19 protein-coding genes and 1 riboswitch are annotated in these 18,913 nt (G+C 46.6%); of the genes, 12 read left to right on the top strand and 7 right to left on the bottom strand.

Annotation, left to right across the window (positions count from 1 at the left end; translation table 11 throughout):
• Positions 1–63 precede the first annotated feature (63 nt).
• The 8 genes from GKG41_RS03190 to GKG41_RS03155 all read left to right on the top strand — a co-directional run bounded on the left by GKG41_RS03190 (position 64) and on the right by GKG41_RS03155 (position 8,496).
• Positions 64–579, top strand: a complete 516-nt coding sequence (locus GKG41_RS03190; RefSeq protein WP_154257034.1) for an RNA polymerase sigma factor — start codon at positions 64–66, stop codon at positions 577–579.
• On the top strand, positions 579–1,346 hold the full coding sequence (locus tag GKG41_RS03185; RefSeq protein ID WP_154257033.1) for a hypothetical protein: 768 nt from the start codon (positions 579–581) through the stop codon (positions 1,344–1,346). The genes GKG41_RS03190 and GKG41_RS03185 overlap by 1 nt, the downstream gene beginning before the upstream one ends.
• Entirely contained in the window at positions 1,331–2,224 is an 894-nt protein-coding gene (locus GKG41_RS03180) for an ABC transporter ATP-binding protein (RefSeq protein WP_154257032.1), read from the top strand. The genes GKG41_RS03185 and GKG41_RS03180 overlap by 16 nt, the downstream gene beginning before the upstream one ends.
• A complete protein-coding gene (locus GKG41_RS03175) occupies positions 2,211–3,440 on the top strand; it encodes an ABC transporter permease (protein WP_154257031.1) in 1,230 nt (409 codons plus the stop codon). The genes GKG41_RS03180 and GKG41_RS03175 overlap by 14 nt, the downstream gene beginning before the upstream one ends.
• An 88-nt stretch (positions 3,441–3,528) precedes the next feature.
• Positions 3,529–4,209 (top strand): response regulator transcription factor, encoded by a 681-nt coding sequence (locus tag GKG41_RS03170; RefSeq protein ID WP_154257030.1) that lies wholly within the window; start codon positions 3,529–3,531, stop codon positions 4,207–4,209.
• Positions 4,206–5,240, top strand: a complete 1,035-nt coding sequence (locus GKG41_RS03165; protein ID WP_347563284.1) for a HAMP domain-containing sensor histidine kinase — start codon at positions 4,206–4,208, stop codon at positions 5,238–5,240. Before GKG41_RS03170 ends, GKG41_RS03165 begins: the two co-directional genes overlap by 4 nt.
• A gap of 77 nt (positions 5,241–5,317) precedes the next feature.
• Complete coding sequence (locus GKG41_RS03160) at positions 5,318–5,995, top strand: ABC transporter ATP-binding protein (RefSeq protein ID WP_154257029.1); 678 nt, start codon at positions 5,318–5,320, stop codon at positions 5,993–5,995.
• A gap of 5 nt (positions 5,996–6,000) precedes the next feature.
• A complete protein-coding gene (locus GKG41_RS03155) occupies positions 6,001–8,496 on the top strand; it encodes an ABC transporter permease (protein WP_154257028.1) in 2,496 nt (831 codons plus the stop codon).
• A gap of 69 nt (positions 8,497–8,565) precedes the next feature.
• On the opposite strand, the gene GKG41_RS03150 is transcribed toward GKG41_RS03155, so the two are convergent.
• Positions 8,566–9,960, bottom strand: coding sequence for an NCS2 family permease (locus GKG41_RS03150; RefSeq protein ID WP_154257027.1), 1,395 nt, complete (start codon positions 9,958–9,960; stop codon positions 8,566–8,568).
• Positions 9,961–10,099: 139 nt separating this feature from the next.
• Positions 10,100–10,195: riboswitch (purine riboswitch) on the bottom strand.
• A 223-nt stretch (positions 10,196–10,418) separates the two neighbouring features.
• On the opposite strand from GKG41_RS03150, the gene GKG41_RS03145 reads away from it, so the two are divergent.
• Positions 10,419–11,102, top strand: coding sequence for a 4Fe-4S double cluster binding domain-containing protein (locus GKG41_RS03145; RefSeq protein ID WP_154257026.1), 684 nt, complete (start codon positions 10,419–10,421; stop codon positions 11,100–11,102).
• A gap of 48 nt (positions 11,103–11,150) precedes the next feature.
• On the opposite strand, the gene GKG41_RS03140 is transcribed toward GKG41_RS03145, so the two are convergent.
• The 5 genes from GKG41_RS03140 to GKG41_RS03120 all read right to left on the bottom strand — a co-directional run bounded on the left by GKG41_RS03140 (position 11,151) and on the right by GKG41_RS03120 (position 15,317).
• Complete coding sequence (locus tag GKG41_RS03140; protein WP_154257025.1) at positions 11,151–12,398, bottom strand: ABC transporter permease subunit; 1,248 nt, start codon at positions 12,396–12,398, stop codon at positions 11,151–11,153.
• Positions 12,379–13,287 carry an ABC transporter ATP-binding protein gene (locus tag GKG41_RS03135; RefSeq protein WP_154257024.1) on the bottom strand — a complete coding sequence of 303 codons (909 nt, stop codon included), beginning with the start codon at positions 13,285–13,287 and terminating at the stop codon, positions 12,379–12,381. The genes GKG41_RS03140 and GKG41_RS03135 overlap by 20 nt, the downstream gene beginning before the upstream one ends.
• Before the next feature lie 28 nt (positions 13,288–13,315).
• The gene (locus GKG41_RS03130) at positions 13,316–14,104 is read right to left on the bottom strand and encodes a hypothetical protein (protein WP_154257023.1); all 789 of its coding nucleotides are present in this window, start codon (positions 14,102–14,104) and stop codon (positions 13,316–13,318) included.
• Positions 14,101–14,625: an RNA polymerase sigma factor gene (locus GKG41_RS03125; RefSeq protein WP_154257022.1), complete on the bottom strand. Its 525-nt coding sequence runs from the start codon at positions 14,623–14,625 to the stop codon at positions 14,101–14,103. The genes GKG41_RS03130 and GKG41_RS03125 overlap by 4 nt, the downstream gene beginning before the upstream one ends.
• Before the next feature lie 197 nt (positions 14,626–14,822).
• Complete coding sequence (locus tag GKG41_RS03120; RefSeq protein ID WP_154257021.1) at positions 14,823–15,317, bottom strand: HD domain-containing protein; 495 nt, start codon at positions 15,315–15,317, stop codon at positions 14,823–14,825.
• Between the two features lie 211 nt (positions 15,318–15,528).
• On the opposite strand from GKG41_RS03120, the gene GKG41_RS03115 reads away from it, so the two are divergent.
• The gene (locus GKG41_RS03115; protein ID WP_154257020.1) at positions 15,529–15,921 is read left to right on the top strand and encodes a DUF2007 domain-containing protein; all 393 of its coding nucleotides are present in this window, start codon (positions 15,529–15,531) and stop codon (positions 15,919–15,921) included.
• A 39-nt stretch (positions 15,922–15,960) separates the two neighbouring features.
• Positions 15,961–16,482 carry a nitroreductase family protein gene (locus GKG41_RS03110; protein ID WP_173015563.1) on the top strand — a complete coding sequence of 174 codons (522 nt, stop codon included), beginning with the start codon at positions 15,961–15,963 and terminating at the stop codon, positions 16,480–16,482.
• Between the two features lie 56 nt (positions 16,483–16,538).
• Here GKG41_RS03110 and GKG41_RS03105 read toward each other — a convergent pair whose 3' ends face one another.
• A complete protein-coding gene (locus GKG41_RS03105; protein WP_154257018.1) occupies positions 16,539–17,549 on the bottom strand; it encodes an asparaginase in 1,011 nt (336 codons plus the stop codon).
• Positions 17,550–17,873: 324 nt separating this feature from the next.
• On the opposite strand from GKG41_RS03105, the gene GKG41_RS03100 reads away from it, so the two are divergent.
• A complete protein-coding gene (locus GKG41_RS03100; protein WP_154257017.1) occupies positions 17,874–18,905 on the top strand; it encodes a DctP family TRAP transporter solute-binding subunit in 1,032 nt (343 codons plus the stop codon).
• The last annotated feature ends 8 nt before the right edge of the window (positions 18,906–18,913 follow it).

Genomic DNA, 18,913 nt, shown 5'->3' with positions numbered 1-18,913 from the left:
CTCCTATGGTGTTATACCTAATAGAGAGCGCTTTCTAAAAGAATCCTGAAAGGAGGTGCAGTATTGGATCAGGACTTTTTTCTCCTGCAGAAAATGAAATCCGGTGATGAATCGGCTATAGATGAGTTTGTGAAAAAATATTATCCTGCTATTCTCAAATATTCCTTTTTCCATGTGAATGACCAGAGTAAGGCAGAGGATATTACCCAGGATACATTTGAACGGTTTTTCCGTTCTTTCCCAGACTACCGGCATTACGGAAAGGCTAAAAATTATCTCTACGTAATTGCAGGAAATTTATGCAAAAACACATACAGAAAAAGGAAGGAGGAGCCTCTAGAATCTGTCCCGGAACAGTCTGTGTGGCCCTTAGACAGAGTAATTGACTCCCTCGTCCTAGAACAGGCCCTGCGTCAGCTGCCGGAAGAGATGAGGGATGTCCTTATACTGCACTACTATCAGGATCTAAAGCTAAAGGAAATTGCGAAGATACAAGAAATCGGACTTCCTCTGGTGAAATATAGAATAAAGGCTGCTAAAGAACGCCTGAGGGAGATTTTGGGAGAGGAGGAACTGTGATGAAAGAGGGAAAAAAGAGGGACCATGTGACAGCCCGACAGCCGGAAGGACCGGAGGTCCGGGCAGAAAAAATAGAGGAGACGATTCTTCTGTCAAAACAGGCGTTTTACCGGCATGCGGAAGAACAGAGCATAACTCCGGCAGAGTTTTTAGCAGTTCAGCTCCGGTTTATTAATAAAAGCATGTGGGTGCTGCAGATCGGTATCTACTTTTTGCTGTGGCTGACTCTGTACTGGCAGAAACATGGGGCGCTGCCGTACAGCGGCTTCAGTGTATGGGTTCCTCTTCTGGGCATGACACTGATTCCGGAGCTTTGGAAGAATCTGAGAACCAGAACCATAGAGATAGAAAATGCTACGTATTTCGGACTGAAGAAGGTTTATATAGCAAGGGTGCTGCTCATAGGAATGACAGAGCTTGTGCTGGCAAGTATATTTTTTATCTTTACGGCTGCAACTATAAGAATTTCCCTTTATGAAGCGGTGATTAATTTCCTTGTGCCGTTTAATGTGACCTGCTGTATCTGCTTTACAGTCCTGTGCAGTGTGAAAATGAATTCCCAGCTGATGGCTGTAGGCCTCTGTACCATATGGTCCTTTCTCTGGTACCGGGTTGTCATTATGGAAAAGCTGTACCGGGCCATTGCTCTGCCTGTGTGGCTTCTGCTGGTTGCGGTTTCATTGATTTTTCTGGTTTATGTGATAGTGCGGGCGGTAAGCGTTACCGCGCGGTATTGTGAAGGAGAGTGGCTATGGAATTACAAATAAAAAATCTGACGAAAGAGTTTAAAGATATGAAGGCTGTAAATCAGGTGTCCTTTACCATGGAGCGGGGAGTATACGGGCTTTTGGGGGTAAACGGGGCAGGAAAGACGACACTGATGCGAATGATCTGCACTCTGCTGAATCCCTCAGGCGGAACGATCCTTTGGGGCGGCAGGGATATCTTTTCCCTGGGAGAAGAGTACCGCAGAGTGATTGGGTATCTTCCCCAGGATTTTGGTTATTATCCTGAATTTACCCCAGAGGATTATCTCAGATATATATCTGCACTCAAAGGTATGAAACCTGCGGCAGCAAAAAGAAGGATTGACGACTTGCTTCACCAGGTGGGGCTGGCAAATGTCAGAAAGAAGAAGATAAAAAAGTTTTCCGGAGGAATGAAACGCCGCCTGGGCATAGCGCAGGCCATGCTGAACCGCCCCAGGCTTCTGATTCTGGATGAACCTACTTCCGGCCTGGATCCCAAAGAGAGGATCCGGTTCCGGAATTTGATCAGCGAACTGGCAGAGGAAGGCATTATCCTGCTGTCCACACATATAGTTTCTGACGTAGAATCCATCGCCAACGAGATCCTTTTTATGGGGGAGGGACAGATTGTTGATTCCGGTTCTCCCGCAGAACTGATAGAGGGCATCTCACGAAGGGTAAAAGCATGGGAGTGTGTGATGGAGAAACGGGAGGCAGAAATCTATAGAGAGCGCTATCGTGTATCCAATCTGAAAATAGAGGCAGAAGGGGCAAGACTACGGATCTTATCAGAGGTACGGCCCTGTCCTCAGGCTGTACAGAGCCCTCTGAGCCTGGAGGATGCATTTTTATACTATTTCGGAGAGAAAGCAGGTGAGGAACATGTACAAGTATGAGCTGAAAAAGGTAACCGGCAGGCTCAGCACGAAAGTGACACTGGCAGTGTTCTGCGTCTACCTTATCTGGATGCTGGGTGCCTTTTATATTAGAAGTGAGGTCTGGGTAAATCCTCAGGGAGAAGAGGAACGGGGCATCCATGCCATCCACAATTTGAAGGAAGTGAAAAAGGAGTGGGAAGGCCCTGTCACAGAGGAAAAGATTGCCCGGGTGCTTGAGGCCAATGCCCGTATCACGTCGGACCCCGAATATGCCCTGGAGGAGGGAGGATTGAGCAATATAGGGTATGCGAAAACGCAGGGGTTCCAAGACATCAGAGGGTTGATTAACCAGTCCTTCTGCAGTTTTCAGGAAAATGATTATTATATGGCAGACCGTTTGAGTCCCGAAGATGCACAGCAATTTTATGCCAATCGGACAGACCATCTGAGGGAGTGGCTGTATGGGGAGTATAGCAGCAGCTTCAGCGATAAGGAAAAAGCATATTACATACACCAGTTTGAGAAAATGGAAGTTCCTCTGGAATACAGATACCAGACAGGATGGAGCAAAACCATAGAGTTTATGATGGTGGTTATCATGGGAGCCGCAATTGTTGTGTGTATTCTTGTGGCATCTGTATTTCCCTGGGAATACCAGACAGGGGCCTCCGGCGTGTTCTATTCCAGCTGCTATGGCCGTTCCCGGGGAATAAAGGTCAAGATAGGGGCAGTCCTAACAATCGCTACAGCGGTCTACTGGGCGGCAGTTCTTGTATCCAGCGGAATACTGCTGGCTGTTTTCGGAACAGACGGCGCCGGGTGCATGATTCAGGCCAATGGATTCTGGAAAAGTCTGTATAATATTACCAATCTGGAAGCCTATATCTTTTGCATTGCCTGCGGTTATATCATATGCCTTTTTATGAGTATTCTTACCGCATGGCTATCTGCAGTGACAGGCTCCTCCATTCTTCCTATAGTGACAAGCTTTTTGCTGATTATGGCTCCGGCAGTTGTGGGACAGTACGTTACCGGCGGACTGGCAGGAGACATCCTGGGACTTCTCCCCCATCAGCTGATGCAGGGGACTACTCTTCTGAGATTGTTTACGGTGTATACTATAGGAGGAAAGGTAGTCAATCTCTGCCAGATTCTGCCTTTGCTGTATCTGGGAATGACAGCCGTTTTGCTGCCGGCGGTATATCTGGTCTACAGAAAAAAGGAAGTTTATTAGAGCATAGTATCTCGATCTTGTGATATTTCTAAAATTGCGGTTTATGTCCCAAACACTTATAATAGATAAAAAAGAAGGAGTGTGGGAGATGGACCGCATTTTAATTATAGAAGACGACAGAGCTCTGAACCGGGGCCTGCAGTATGGATTCGGCCAGGAGGGCTGCCAGGTGGAGGGAGCATATTCCGCAGAGGAGGGAAAAGCACTCTTTTTATCCCAGGTATTTGATCTTGTGATTTTAGATGTTAATCTTCCCGACGGAGATGGGTTTGAGTTCTGCCGCTGGGCTATGGAGGTACGGAGGGCACCCATTATTTTCCTTACAGCCAGGGATCTGGAGGAGGACGCAGTAAAGGGCTATGACCTGGGGGCCGACGATTATGTGACAAAGCCATTCAGTATGGTTTTGCTGAAGAAAAAAGCGGCAGCAGTTTTAAATAGAACAAAAGGTGGAAAAGTTGAAGATATTTATGAGGATGGGTATCTTTGGATAGATTTTACCAGGTTCAGGGCAGCAGTGAAGGGAAAAGAGGTATTTTTTACACCCACTGAGTATAAACTGCTGCGCGTTTTTATTGACAACAAAGGCCAGGTGCTCACCCATAAGATCCTGCTGGAACGGATCTGGGACAGCAACGGACAGTTCGTGGACAAGCATGCTCTGGCCGTTAATGTGAACCGGCTGCGGGGAAAGATTGAGGACGGGAGGCACAAGTACATTGCTACCGCCTATGGGATGGGCTATCAGTGGACAGGAGAACAGGAGTGACAAAGGATAAATCGGAAAAAAGGAAAAGACTTTTAAAATGGTCCGGGTTTGCCGTGGGGGCCATCACCTTTATGGGAGTACTGTATGTGGTTCCCGGAAAGACGGCAAGGCTGCTGGCTGCTCTGGGGTATCTGGGGAACCTGGGCATCTGGGCCGCCTATACCTGGTGCATAAAAAGGGATATCTGGAGGTTTACGGATTCTATGGAAAAAAGTCTGGATTATATGATCCAGGGGAGGGAGGACCTGGAGTTTGATGAGACGGAAGAGAGCCAGCTTTCTAAGCTTCAGACAAAGCTGAAGCAGCTTTATGAGATACAGAATTATTATGCACAGAGCAGCCTGAAGGAGAGAAAGAGAATGCAGGAGCTGGTATCAGACATTTCCCACCAGACCAGGACACCGGTTTCCAATATCAAAATGTATGCGGAGATGCTGGGGGAGAAGAGTACAGACAGAAATACAGAAGTAGAGTTTCTTGTACAGATAAAAGAACAGGCGGATAAGCTGGATTTTCTGATACAAAGTCTGGTAAAAATGTCCCGGTTGGAGACAGGAATTCTGAAGATCCGCCAGGAGGATGCCCTCTTTTATGACACCCTGGGCAGAGCCCTTGGAAGCGTGCTGCCCAGGGCAGACCGCAAAGACATTCAGATATCTGTTGACTGTCCGGAGAATCTGTTTATTTATCACGATCCCAGGTGGACGGAAGAAGCACTATATAATATTTTGGACAACGGGGTAAAGTATACTGAACCGGGAGGGAAGATAGATGTCTTAGTGAAGGAACAGGAATTCTACACTCATATTACCATCCGGGACACGGGCAAGGGGATTGAAGAGAGCCGCCGGTGCAAAATCTTTGGAAGATTTTACCGGGAGCCTGAGGTCCGCGGGCAGGAGGGGGTCGGGTTAGGTCTGTATCTGGCCAGAGAGATTATCACCAGACAGAAAGGGTATATCGAAGTCCGGTCAGAGGTGGGAAAGGGAAGCCGATTTCATATCTATCTGCCGGGAAAATCACAGAATTGAGAGAATAGCCGGATGAGATAAGTTTGAGATATTTCTTTGATAAGCTGGGTCTATCAAAGGAAAGGGAGTTGAAAACAATGTCAGAGGAAGTTGTAAAAACCATAAAACTGAAGAAGTATTATGATATGGGAAACAATGTTGTGAAGGCGCTGGACGGCGTGGATCTCACTATAGAGAAGGGGGAATTTGCCGCTATTGTCGGAAAGTCCGGAAGCGGCAAGTCCACCCTTCTCCATATGCTGGGGGGTCTGGATACGCCCACTGAAGGCAGGGTTCTGGTGGGAGGCAGAGATCTGAGCCGGATGAACCGGGAGCAGCTTACTATATTCCGGAGAAGGAAGGTGGGGTTTGTATTCCAGAGCTATAATCTGGTGCCGGATCTGAATGTATATGAGAATATTACACTTCCCATTGAACTGGACGGAGGGCATATTGACCGAGAATTTATGGATACTCTCATCGGCGTCCTGGGACTGGAAGAAAAAAGGGAGGTACTCCCCAACACCTTATCGGGAGGGCAGCAGCAGAGAGTTGCCATAGCAAGAGCTCTATCCACCAAGCCTGCCATCGTGCTGGCAGATGAACCCACCGGCAATCTGGACAGCCAGACCAGCCACGACGTGCTGGGGCTTCTGAAGGCGGCCGCCACGCAATTCCATCAAACTCTTGTGGTGATCACCCATGACAGTGATATCGCACAGCTTGCAGACCGAATTCTGCGGATAGAAGACGGCAGAATTGCTGACAGGGGGTGACGGGAGTGCTGGAAAATAATAATCAAAGAATTATCCGCAAAATGGCAAAACGAAGCATGCAGGGCAATACCAGGAGAAATAGTATCCTCATTGCCTCCATAGCCCTGTCTGCCTTTATGCTTATCACAGTGCTGACAGTGGGAATTACATACTTTAAAGCCCAGAGGGACCAGACAATCCGAATGTACGGGGGAGTCCACGACGCGGTGCTTATGGCACCCAGCGGGGAACAGATTGAAAAATGCAGAAACGACAGCAGGATTGAAGAGGCAGGGCTGACCGTTAAATGTGCCAGTGCAGAGAGCAATGGAGTGGATGACAGCCTTCATACTACTTTTATATGGAGCGACGGGACTTACTGGGACGTACAGAAAAGGCCGGCTCTTAAGTGGATAAAGGGGGAGTATCCCAAACAGGAGAATGAGCTGATGATTTCCATGGGTGCGCTAAAGGAATGCGGATCAGAAAATGGGAAGATCGGCGACCGCCTTACTCTCACGTATGGAGATAAAAACGGAAAGCATAAGAAAGAATTTATTATCAGCGGTATCTATGAGGATTACAGTGGGGAGACTGCCGCATATGTATCCGAAAAGTTCTATAGGACTACGGGACACAAACCGTCGGATGTCACAGCGGGAGTCATGTATCTGAGCTTTTCCCGTGCTCTTTTTACGGATAAACAGCTGGATACCTTTCGTGAGGAACTGAATCTGGGGAAACAGCAGAGACTTTTGTATACAGGAATCACAGAGCATTCCCTGTCTGTATTTTTGGGGATCCTGGGCCTGGTATTTGTAACCTGCGTCTGCAGCTATCTTCTGGTATATAATATTCTTTATCTTTCAGTCACTAATAATATCCGGTATTATGGGCTGCTTCAGACCGTGGGTATGACAGAGCGGCAGATACACAAGATGCTTTACCGCCAGATGTTTCTCCTGGGAGGGGCTGGAATTGTTCTGGGGCTGGCGGTGGGCAGCGGGACTGCGTTTATCATTATTCCTGGCATTGTAAAGACAATTGGGATCCGGGGCGGGGCCGTTTCTGTATCCTTTCATCCCTTGGTGTATGCCGCTGCTGTTCTGGTGAGTTGTCTTACTATTTACTTTGGCAGCAGAAAACCGGCGAAAATTGCAGGACGCATCTCACCGGTTGAGGCAGTGAGATATACAGCCCCGGGAGGCGGCAGAAAAAAAAGAAGGACGGGTAAGGGAAGCATTGCGGGAAGGATGGCCAGAACCAATCTGCTGAAAGACCGAAAAAGGTCTGCAATTGTAATTTTATCCCTGACTCTGAGTGTATCCATATTTATCTGTGTAATTACGATTATCCAGAGCCAGGGTGCCAGAACCATGGTGTCCAATTTCATGGATTTTGATCTGGAGCTGAGCAATGATACTCTGGGCAAAGAAGATGAGAGCCAGTACAGACAGATCTTTGATAAGGATTTTATAACCGCTCTGGACGAGAGTAAGGGGATAAGGGAGATTTACCCTCTGTATCTGGATGAAATTACAGTGCCCTGGGAGCCAGATTTTGCGGAGATCTGGATGCGGGAGGAATATGCTACCTGGATGGATTACCCCTATGCGGAGGCAAGGGACGAGTATAAGAAGAATCCGGATAAGTTTTATTCTTATATCACAGGGATAGATGAGATGCTGTTTGACCGGCTAAAGGAAACTCTTTCCCAGCCAGTGGACAAAGAGGCCTTTATGACAGGGGAAGTGTGTATCCTCTACAGAAATGACCTTTCGCTTACAGAAAAGGATATTGAGGGAAAGACACTGACATTCTACCTGAAAAAGACAGGGGAGGAGGGCAGTGTGACGCTTCCCATAGGAGGAATGACAGATGAGAACTATTATTCACCTTACGCCGGTCTTGCCCCTGTGATTATCGTAAGCCAACAGTTTCTGCACCGTCTGAATCCGGAGGCATATATACAGAAACTGGGAATCTTGTATCAGGAGGAATATGACGAATCTGCGGAGGCACAGGCCCTGGGCATTGCCGAAGAAAGTCCTTACAGTACAGATATTGAGAGCAGCTCAAAGATAGAAAGTATGAAACGTGTAAAAGAATCTCAGGGGAATATGATGGAATTCGGGCTGGGTATTGTTTTGATTCTGGCTCTTATTGGAATTATGAATTATGTAAATACAGTGTGCAGCAGTATACAGAACCGGCTGGGGGAACTGGCTGTTCTTGAAAGCATTGGAATGACAGAACGGCAGATGAAAAAAATGCTTGTGCAGGAGGGACTTTTATTTGCCGGAAGTTCTCTGCTCTTATCCTCCACAGTGGGCATTGGAGTTACATATGTTATCTATCAGTCAGTGAACTACATGGATGTGGGGTTCTATTTCCCGTTAATCCCAGTGCTGGGGGTCTATGTTCTGGTAATCTTAGTGTGTATCTGTGTTCCTTTGCTTCTATACCATTACAGCATCCGGGGGAAAAGTGCAGTTGAGAGACTGCGGGAGTCTCAGGGATAAAAAAACGGCTCCGGGGGGTGTGCATTTCCCGGAGCCTTTGCTGTATGGAGAACTTTCTGTGTTGCTTTATTAAATCAGGATATACTTCAGCACAAATAGAATGGCCAGTATATACATTAGTAAACTGATTTTCTTTTCTTTTACTTTCCCTGTAGCCAGATTGATTACCACATAAGAGATAACGCCCATGGCAATGCCTTCAGAAATACTGTACATAAAAGGCATGGCAATGATGCAGATATAGGCTGGAATTGCCTCAGTGAAATCGTCAAAATTAATCTTAGTAATAGATGTTATCATCAGGAATCCCACAATAATAAGTGCCGGCGCAGTGGCAAAAGACGGGATTGCCAGGAAGATAGGTGACAGAAACAGGGATAGTCCGAAGAGAATAGCGGCCACTACAGAAGTAAGCCCGGTTCTTCCACCCTCTGAGACACCTGCTGCACTCTCCACAAAAGTGGTAGTGGTAGAGGTACCCAGCACGGCGCCTACGGAAGTACCAACCGCGTCTGCCATCAAAGCTCCCTTAATTTTGGGAAGTTTTCCGTCTTTGTCCAGCATATCCGCTTTGGATGCAACACCAATCAGAGTTCCAAGGGTGTCGAAGAGATCCACAAAGAGGAAAGCAAATATAATTACAAGGAAATTCACTGAAAAAATTCCCTTAAAATCCATATGCATAAAGGTAGGAGCAAGACTGGGCACAGAAAGACCGCCTGCAAAGCTGGGGATTACACTGAACATTCCCAGTTCCGCGTCAGGTACATAAAGCCCTGTCAGCTCACAGATAATTCCCAGGACCCATGTGGCAAGTATACCCCACAGGATATTGCCTTTAATATTTTTAGCTACCAGGATAGCTGTGATCAGGACGCCGATGAGTGCCAGCACAACTGTGATACCTATGGAACGGAAGGTGCCGTCCCCAAGTGCACCCTTAAAAGAATAGACAGAGACCAAAGTGGCGCTCCCCACAACAATTTTCGCGTTCTGCAGACCGATAAAGGCGATAAAAAGCCCGATACCTACGGAAACTGCGTGCTTCAGATTCATAGGAATTGCATTAAAGATAGCCTCCCGGACATTAGTGAGTGATAATATGATAAAAATAATACCTTCTGTAAATACAGCCGCCAGAGCCATCTGCCAGCTATATCCCATCTGCATGACAACCGTATAGGCAAAGTAAGCATTCAGCCCCATACCTGGTGCCAGTACAAAGGGATAATTAGAAAAAGCAGCCATCAACAAAGTAGCAATCAGGGCCGCCAGCGCCGTAGCGGTAAAAACCGCGCCGCTGTCCATCCCCGTCTCCCCCAGAATATTAGGGTTCACGGCCAGAATATAGGCCATCGTCATAAATGTAGTGATACCTGCAACAACCTCTGTTTTCACCGTCGTGTGGTTTTCTTTCAAGTGAAAAATTCTTTCCAAAGCATTGCCTTTTTCTCCTGAACTCATATTCAATTTTCCTCCATTCCTCCATCGCCTGAAAGGCTACATAATGTGTACTCCGCACTCTGGAAAAGCCGCTGAAGCCTTTTTAGGGGATAAAAAAGCAATAAAAAAACCACCGGTAAGTTCCTTTATTTCCACAACGGCATAGCCAGTGAAAACTTATAGGCAACTATTACGGTAGTTGGTAGAAACGCCCATCCAATTATGGGTATATATAAGTTCTTTGTACGAAATATTCAATTGTGACCAATTGGTACTATAAGAACCATACCATATTGCACAAGAGTTAGTCAAGGCGAATGTAAAAAGGGGACGTGTTCCTTTTAGAAAGAACACGTCCCAAAATCAGGCAGGGGTGTCCCCAAATGGATCAGACCTGTCCCTTGTGTTTTCCCCTACACAGTGTTATCTTTTACTTAGAAATGGATTCATACAATACGAATAACTGCGGAGGAAATGTTATGAAGTTTATGGAATCGGAATTGATAAGGATTTTGAGGGAACAGGGAGCATCCCTGGTTGGATTTGGGGATATGAGCGGCTTTGGGACGGGAGATATGCCATATGGCGTATCGATTGCCCTGAAGCTTCCAAAAGAGATTGTAAGGGGAATTACCCACGGACCTACCCGGGAATATTTTGATACATATCATAAGTGGAATGCAAGGCTGGACGCTCTGGCACGTCTTGGGGCCGACTATCTGAAAAGCTGCGGATATCAGGCTATTGGTCAGACCTCTGATGTTGTGAAGCAGGACAGCCAGTACCGTACAAAGCTCCCTCATAAAACAGTGGCAGTTCAGAGCGGGCTGGGGTGGATCGGAAAGTGCGCTCTTTTGATTACTAAGGAATACGGCAGTGCTGTTCGTCTTACTTCCATACTGACGGATGCACCTGTAACCTGCGCTTCTCCTGTGACTGCATCCGCCTGCGGGTCCTGCCGTGCCTGCCAGGATGCCTGTCCCGGGACGGCGGTGAAAGGTGAGGTCTGGGAGCCGGGAATAGCCAGAGAGAGGCTGTATGATTTTGCCAGATGCAGAGATGCTGCAAGGAAGATTTCCGGGGAGAATATTGGGGAGGATATAACACTCTGCGGGAAATGTATAGAGGTTTGTCCATACACCCAGAAATATATAAAGAGATGAGGTCCCCCCCGGCTGTCAAAGATACAGCCGGGGGTATTATAATGGTTTTTATCTGCTGATATGTCTGCAGTAGGAGACCACAGTGAGCAGGAGAAACAAAGGGATTTCTATGGCTGCTGCAATGAGCATAATTTGTCCTGGCAGGAAGCTGGCATCTCCTAGATGCAGGAACTCAAAGCTGATTAATGTATAAAAAAAGCTGTTGCTCATGCCTGTTCCCCCGGAAGGCAGCAGACAGCGGATCCATTTGGTAGCCTCCCCGCCGAAGAACATGTACAAAAATGAGGGAGCTACCAGAAATACAATGGACAAACCGATGGCTGTAGTATTGCTGCGGCATTTGGAGGACAGAAAAAGGGTGAAACTTACGGTAGCTAAAAGAGTTAAAAAGCCTGCAAAGATCACCAGGTTCTGTACCTGTCCCAGATTCAGGGCAGTCAGACAGACGGAAGACTCAATAATCTGCAGGGACGTTTTCCTGCATTCCCACCCAAAGGCAGTGTTGGAGATTAATGAAAATATTCCGATACAAACAGCAAAAGTTACTGTAAAAATCAGCAGGGCAGAGGAAATTTTAACAACCGCAAGGCGCAGTTTTCCATATCTGGTACACCGGATGATATCGTCCGCCCCTGTCTGATAGTCTGCCGCGAACACAGTTGAGGCGATAAATGTGCAGATAAGTATCAGCAGAAATATGCAAAGCCCTACGTATTCAAGTGCATTGGAATCGTATCCGGGATAGTATTCGTATGGAAAGGTAACCTTTTCAAAAAGTGAATCGGCAATTTTTTGTGCGGAGGGATAGTCTGTTTGCTCCATTTTCATAAGCTCCTTCAGATGAACAGGACACTGTTCGTAAAAGCCCAGTGCATCTTCACTGCCCAGCGCGGAGGCTTCTTTGGCTACGCCCGTCTTTGGATCGACATAGACTTCCCGCATTCTCATAATCAGAGAACCCAAAGGATAGATGTTTTGGTTGTAGATGTCCAGAGAAAAGTCGGGATCATTAATGTCTCCATAGGCATTTTCCGTTTCCTGATATTGCAGAAGAGCACGGGAGAGCAATTCCGGTGTGATCACGCCGGAAAAATCTTTCCGGCTTTCCTTTTTCATCTGAATGGCTTCAAGCCCTGTGATCGTGACCTCCTGCTTCTTATCATCAAGATACGTGTATGTTACAAAGGATACAGGGAAGTATGCCATCAATACAGAGAGGAGCAGTGCAGCAGGCAGCAGGATTCTTACGGAACGTGTCTTCAGCACACGTTTTAATTCAGCCTTCCATAAATTCATGCTTCATATCCTCCTCTCTGTGAGTATCCTGCGGGAAAAGCCACAGGTAAAGATCCTCCAGCCTGGGGGAAGCAGGCACAGAGCAGGGCAGAACAGGATCATCGGAAATATAACGAACAGAGATTTTATGTCCGGCTTCATTGCGCAGATTGACAATTCTGTTCTCTCTTTCATATTTCAGAAGCTCAGTGTCAGGGATTGTCCCGTTCCACACTCGTCCCTCCATTTCCAGTACCAGTTCCTCCGTAGTGCCTTCGGCGATAATACCCCCATCCTTCATAATGGCATTGCAGGTGGCAATGTACTCAACATCGGATACAATATGTGTGGAGATAAGCACAATTCGATCCTGGGCAAACTCTGAAAGAAGATTGCGGAATCTGACCCTTTCGCCCGGATCCAGGCCGCTGGTGGGTTCGTCCAGAATCAGAACCTCCGGATCATTCAGAAGTGCCTGGGCAATTCCCACCCGGCGCTTCATGCCTCCGGAAAGTTTGACGATTCGTTTTTTCCGAACATCACTCAGAGAAAGAGTATCCAGCAGCAGATCTATTTTCTCCCGTGTTTTCTGCCTGCTTAGACCCTTTAATGCAGCCATATATTCCAGATAATCCTTTACCGTAAACTCCGGATAGAACCCAAATTCCTGGGGGAGATATCCAAATATACTGCGGTAGCTCTCTCCCAGATCCCGGATATCTATTCCGTCATAGGTGATCTTGCCGGAGCTGGGAACCAGGATGCCCGCAATCATACGTATCAGGGTGGTTTTTCCGGCTCCGTTGGCCCCCAGCAGCCCCCAGACCCCGGGGGTTATCCGGAGGGATACGTCATCTACCGCTTTTTTGTCCTGAAAATTCTTCGATAAATGTTCTATACATAATTTCATAAATAGTACACTCCTAATAGATATTGTATCAGCCGAGACGAAACCGTCCTTCTATAAAACGTTCCCTTCGGCTGATGGTTTTTATCTGCCACATACAGAACAATAGCAGAATCAGACAAACCATTCCCCATCCGGGGGTGAAGGTGTGTCCGTAAAATGCTGGCTGCCATTTTTTCAGATAGCAGAGTCCCGCTAACAGACAGGCACTCATAGCGCTTCCCAGATAAGGGAAGAACCGGTATGCCATATGGGCCAGGATTGCCAGGTATCCGCTAGCTGTCAGTAAAAACGGAACCAGAAGATACAAAAGAATTCCACCCGGTGACAGTCCGGATTTTTGAACTGCAAATAATAAAAGTGCTCCCAGCATGACTAAGTCTCCGGATCCTATAATGCATAGTCTTGCCAGCAGGAGCCTGGATACAGAGAAGCGTGTGGCCGCCTCTGTCTCCAGCATTTGAAACCGGACAGACCGGTAAAGCATGGGCACTGCTGCTGTAAGGAGGATGACAGAACAACACCCAAGGAGAAATGGAACGAAGGTCAGCCTTGTAATACCAGAACGTATGTTATAACCTGTATTTACCAAAAGGCACAGCAGGAATAAAAGAAGGGCCTGGGAGAACCACACCCTTTTTCCCAGAAACGCAATCTGCCTGAGCAGAAATTCTCCAAAAGGGATACTTTGGCGTTGTGTACGCACTTTATACTCCTGCCTGACCAGGGGCAGTATCCGGGTAAGAGCGTCCCTGTTATCCGGGTACCTCTTACAGTCCTGGAGAGAATTGCGGAGTGTTTGTTTGAGCGGCTTTTTCATGGATAGTAATCTCCTTTCCCTATCTGCTTTTCTAAAGCTTTCAGAGCAGCTCTGAGCCTTGACTGTACGGTCCGAAGGGGAAGGTCCAGTACTTTGGCGATTTCTCTAAGCGTCAGCTCCTGGGCAAAGCGAAGCAGCAGAACTTCCCTCTGGCCATCCGGCAGACGTGCTGTCAACAGTCTCAGATCCACATCAGATTCCACAGTTTCAAACGCAGCTTCTGTATATGCAGTACCCTCACTCAAGGGAGCTGAGGGTTTTCTGCTCCTCCATATATCCTTGCAGGTGTTGGAAGCCACCTTATATAAAAAGGCACGGAATTTGCCCCGATGGGTATACTGATCCATATAGCGGATGACCTTCAGAAAGGTTTCCTGCACAGCATCTTCTGCGGCAGCCCTGTCGGGGGTGTGCCATATACAGTACCGAAGTATTTCGGGGTAGTATCCTTCTATTAACTCTTCCAGTCCGTCCGATGTACCAGACTTTAGATCCTTTAAAATCTTATCTTCACGCGTCAAGTTTATCCTCCTAAGGGCGTCCCCTTATATAGTAGAACGTATGGGGGAGCTAAAATGATTTAAAAAAATAAAAAAAGAGTCCGGCAAGGCGGACTTGCGCCGGGGAGGGGCCGCTTGGGGCCATTTACCTTTGTAATAGAAAGCAGCTGCAAAAGGAAATGGATCCCTTTGCAGCTGCCATACTTGCTGCACACCGTTTATGTGGGGCTGACCACGACACGATTTCCTTTTGCAAGGAAAATCTGAAATCGGAATAACTCAGAAGAAGCGCAAAGCTTATCCGCACAGCTAATAAGCCAGGCCTCACGGCTTCTGGGCAATGGCCCCAGCGGAAACATATGCGATAAAATTGCGAGGCGCTCTTTCTCTGAGATATCAAAGCGGTCAGCACTGTTTTTGGCCGCAACTTTTGGATGGTAGAAGGCCTGGAGTTCTTTTGTATCCCGCTTCTCTCCAAAGTTATATAAGAAAAAGTCATGAAGCAGACCTGCCCGGGCTGCAGCAGCGGCGTCGCAGCCGAACCTTTTTGCCAGCAGCCAGGAGACGTATGAAACGTTCAGGCTGTGCATGAAACGTGTAGTTTTCAGATGCTGCTTATAGTAGTTCAATTTTTTGAATTCGGCATCATCCAGAATACATTGCACTATTTCCAGAAACTCCGGGTCAATCTCCTCCGACAGTGTAATATCCATCGGCAATCCCTCCCTTTCTTTTTTATATAATTAGTATGAACCGGTGAAGTGCGAGAAGTCAATGGATTTAATGAAAAAATAATATTTTACACATAAAATAAGCAACACGATTAAGATGGAAGATATAAATAGGTATAATGTAGAAATAGATAGAAAATTATGGTAAAATTATCATAGCATTCTTTAGGACATAACAGGGAGGGTGGAGTATATGGAAGCAATGAGGCCGGTAAAAATTTATTCAGCAGCTGACAAAGTTGAAGCGGGGATTCTGATGAATCTTTTGGAGGGAAACGGCATTTCGTCTTTCAAACAGGGGCCTGGGAGCGGCGGGTTTATGGAAATCGAATATGGGTTTTCCATCTATGGACAGGACATTTATGTAGACGAACAGGACGCAGAGAGAGCGATGGAATTGATTCAGGAAGTTATGAGGAATGTAGAAGTCCCGGACGAGATTGAAGAAGAAGCAGAAGAGGAGGAGAAGGCAGAAATACAATATAGAAAAAGACACAGCAGAAAACAGATTATCTTTATTCGTATTCTGGTAGTCCTGGCAGGGCTCGACTTATTTTTTACTCTGCTGTTTAATCTTATAAACTAGAATCAGATGCTTTTATAAATGGAACAGGAGGAAGTATATATGGACATATTTGAGGCATTGTCTTCAAGATACAGCTATAGAAAGGAATTTTCAAATGGGAAAATACCGGATGAAAACATCCGCAGGATAGTTGCCGCGGGTCTAAAGGCACCTTCAGGGTGCAACTGTCAATCCACAAGCTTTGTGATAGTGACAGAAGACAGTCTGAGAGAAAAAATTGCAGAAATACTGCCTTCTAAGGTGACCAGAACGGCACCCGTAATCCTAGTAATCCTTACAGAAGAAATCGTTACCCCCACAGGGCAGACCTTTGAACTGGAAGATTACGGTGCTGCTGTAGAGAATATCCTGCTTGCAGTTACTGCTCTGGGGTACGCCACAGTCTGGCTGGATGGAATGCTAAAACTGGATGGAAAAGCAGAAAGAATCCACAGGCTGCTGAGCGTGCCACAGGAGAAAACCGTAAGAGCGATATTGCCAATAGGGGTTCCAAAGGAGACTGGAGTTCCCAGGGAGAAAAAAAGTTGGGAAGAGAGGGTAGTATACAATAAATTTGAATAAGGGACAGACCAGTTCTAATTGGGGACAGGCTGAGTATATTTGGGGACGTGTTCTTTCTAGAAAGAACACGTCCCCAAATATACTTCCCCAACAAAATTCGTATCAAACATTTCCTGCAGTTTATCTAAATCCCTTGTCTTGGTCAGTGCCCACATAAGCTTTACCGCAGCGGCTTCTGTGGTCATGTCATGGCAGGGGATTACTTTGCGCTCCAGGAGGCGCTGGCCAATATCGTAGATGGACAAATCGCACCGTTCGTAAGTGCATTGACTGCATACGGCCACGGCGACTCCTTTTTTATGAAGCATTTCCAGCTTGTCCAGCAGGTTTCGATGGGCGTAGTGCAGTCCTCCGGCGCCGAATACTTCCATAACAACGCCTTTGTAGCCGAGCTGAACAATCATGTCAAAGACTTCGGGCTTTGTCCCCGGCAGAAGTTTCAGGAGAAAAACGTCTTTGCAGAGAGCGGGAGTAAACTGCACCGGACGGTCGTTATCCAGACAGGAAGTGCTGGTGCGGTATACCCGCATTCCGTCGGCGAAGACCTCTCCCATACAGGCAGAGTTTACGCTTTCAAAAGCATTGAATCCAAGAGTACTGATTTTGACGGCCCGGGTTCCGTTGATGATTTTACGGTTAAAGGCAACGGTAACTCCCAGAATCCCATTTTCAATTGCAGCGACAGCAGTATAGAGATTGGTTTTAGCATCTGTCAGCGGATTGTCGATAGGTACCTGGGAGCCGGTAAATACAATACTTTTATTAAGGTTCTGCAGCATAAAACTGACAGCGGCCGCGGTGTAAGCCATGGTATCTGTGCCATGGGTAACGATGATTCCGTCATAGGAGGGAAGTGCTTCGTATATCCTCCCGGCTATAAGCTGCCATTCTTCGGGCTGAATGTTAGAACTGTCCATATTCAGAATTTCCTCGTGGTGAATGTTGTGCTTATGATTCAAATCTGCAACATGAGAAAGCAGACTCTGAGAGGAGATCGCCGGAATGAGACCTCCTACGCCCTCTTGTGAGGCGATCGTCCCTCCGGTTGTGAGTAATAAAATATTCATAATGGGGTTCCTCCGATTCTTTTCATAGTTAGAATCTCCTGATAAGTAAGTATTATGTATCCTTATACATAGAGCAATGCGGAATAACAGACCAAATGGCATACAGCTGCGTATAACCAGAGATATGAAACACTGCACTAGACATATTGTACAACAAAAAAGAGAAGAGGAGAAATCGTCATAGTGCACAAATAGGAGGAGACAAAATTGTGTAAAACAGGTAAAATGGATAAAGGATATTGACTTTTTTGGAAATCCATGATATATAGTATGTATAACATCCTACAAAGGATGAAAAGAGAGTGGGAAGGAGAATTATATCTTATGAAGGCAAAATTGGTGGGAATGATAATGGCAGCTTTGGCAGCGGCAGTGTCATTATCGGGTTGCCAGAGTTCCACGGAGACTGTACTGTCAGATTCTGGTGACAATGATTACCAGGAGATAGAACTGGTGATGGCAGTCAATGGAACAGACATTCAGATTGACACCAGGGTGGCAGACAAATTTTCTGAACTGGTAGAAGAAGCTTCCGGCGGAAAAGTTACAGTGGCTGTGTACCCCAACGATCAGCTGGCCGGAGGAAATGCTACAAAAGGAGTGGAAATGATTGCAGTAGGGGGTGCGGATTTGGCAGCCTATGCCACCTGCACCATGGCAGCCCTTGACAATCAGCTATCTATAGCAACGATCCCCTGGAGCTTTGACAGCTATCAGGAGGCGAGAGAAATTATTGATTCCACAGGCGGAGAATATTATGCAGGAATTTTGGAAAAGAAGGGAATTACATATTTAGGATCTTTCCATAATGGCTTTCGGCAGCTGACAAACAGTAAAAAAGAAGTAAAAACGCCTGAGGATATTAAGGGGTTAAAGATTCGTGTTCCGGGCAGTGAGGTCTATATGGACTTCTTCCGCACACTGAAGGTAGATCCCGTGGCCATGAGCTGGAGTGAAGTATTTACCGCTATCCAGCAGGGTACTATTGACGGGCAGGAAAACGGTGTGAGCATAACGGAATCAGCCAAAATGGATGAGATTCAGCCCTATATGACACTTTGGAATTACAGCTATGAAAATGATTTGTTTGTAGCAAATACTGATATATGGAATGCGCTGGAACCAAAGACAAGAGAACTCTTACAGGAAAAGGCAACAGAAGCCTGTGAGTGGGGACGTGATACGGTAGAAAAAGAAGAAAAGGAAATGGTGCAGGGCTTTATCGACGGAGGCATGAAGGTAACCGAACTGACGGATGAGGAGTTGGCAGACTTCAAGGCGGCAGTAGAATCCTCCAGACAAAAGTTCATTAAGAAATATGGGGAAGAGGCCTGCAGCGCGTTCCAGATTAAGTAAACGAGAAA

Origin of the sequence: Lactonifactor sp. BIOML-A5, from assembly GCF_009677585.1 — a bacterium.
In the GTDB taxonomy this organism is placed as follows: Bacteria; Bacillota; Clostridia; order Lachnospirales; family Lachnospiraceae; genus Lactonifactor.
The sequence above is the reverse complement of the archived record's forward strand: the minus strand, read 5'-3'. Positions and strand labels throughout refer to the sequence as shown.

Coding starts and splice junctions, on each gene's coding strand:
- GKG41_RS03185 (WP_154257033.1), top strand. CDS start 579: ATGAAAGAGGGAAAAAAGAGGGACCATGTGACAGCCCGACAGCCGGAA.
- GKG41_RS03180 (WP_154257032.1), top strand. CDS start 1,331: ATGGAATTACAAATAAAAAATCTGACGAAAGAGTTTAAAGATATGAAG.
- GKG41_RS03175 (WP_154257031.1), top strand. CDS start 2,211: ATGTACAAGTATGAGCTGAAAAAGGTAACCGGCAGGCTCAGCACGAAA.
- GKG41_RS03170 (WP_154257030.1), top strand. CDS start 3,529: ATGGACCGCATTTTAATTATAGAAGACGACAGAGCTCTGAACCGGGGC.
- GKG41_RS03160 (WP_154257029.1), top strand. CDS start 5,318: ATGTCAGAGGAAGTTGTAAAAACCATAAAACTGAAGAAGTATTATGAT.
- GKG41_RS03150 (WP_154257027.1), bottom strand. CDS start 9,960: ATGAGTTCAGGAGAAAAAGGCAATGCTTTGGAAAGAATTTTTCACTTG.
- GKG41_RS03145 (WP_154257026.1), top strand. CDS start 10,419: ATGAAGTTTATGGAATCGGAATTGATAAGGATTTTGAGGGAACAGGGA.
- GKG41_RS03140 (WP_154257025.1), bottom strand. CDS start 12,398: ATGAATTTATGGAAGGCTGAATTAAAACGTGTGCTGAAGACACGTTCC.
- GKG41_RS03135 (WP_154257024.1), bottom strand. CDS start 13,287: ATGAAATTATGTATAGAACATTTATCGAAGAATTTTCAGGACAAAAAA.
- GKG41_RS03130 (WP_154257023.1), bottom strand. CDS start 14,104: ATGAAAAAGCCGCTCAAACAAACACTCCGCAATTCTCTCCAGGACTGT.
- GKG41_RS03120 (WP_154257021.1), bottom strand. CDS start 15,317: ATGGATATTACACTGTCGGAGGAGATTGACCCGGAGTTTCTGGAAATA.
- GKG41_RS03115 (WP_154257020.1), top strand. CDS start 15,529: ATGGAAGCAATGAGGCCGGTAAAAATTTATTCAGCAGCTGACAAAGTT.
- GKG41_RS03110 (WP_173015563.1), top strand. CDS start 15,961: ATGGACATATTTGAGGCATTGTCTTCAAGATACAGCTATAGAAAGGAA.
- GKG41_RS03105 (WP_154257018.1), bottom strand. CDS start 17,549: ATGAATATTTTATTACTCACAACCGGAGGGACGATCGCCTCACAAGAG.
- GKG41_RS03100 (WP_154257017.1), top strand. CDS start 17,874: ATGAAGGCAAAATTGGTGGGAATGATAATGGCAGCTTTGGCAGCGGCA.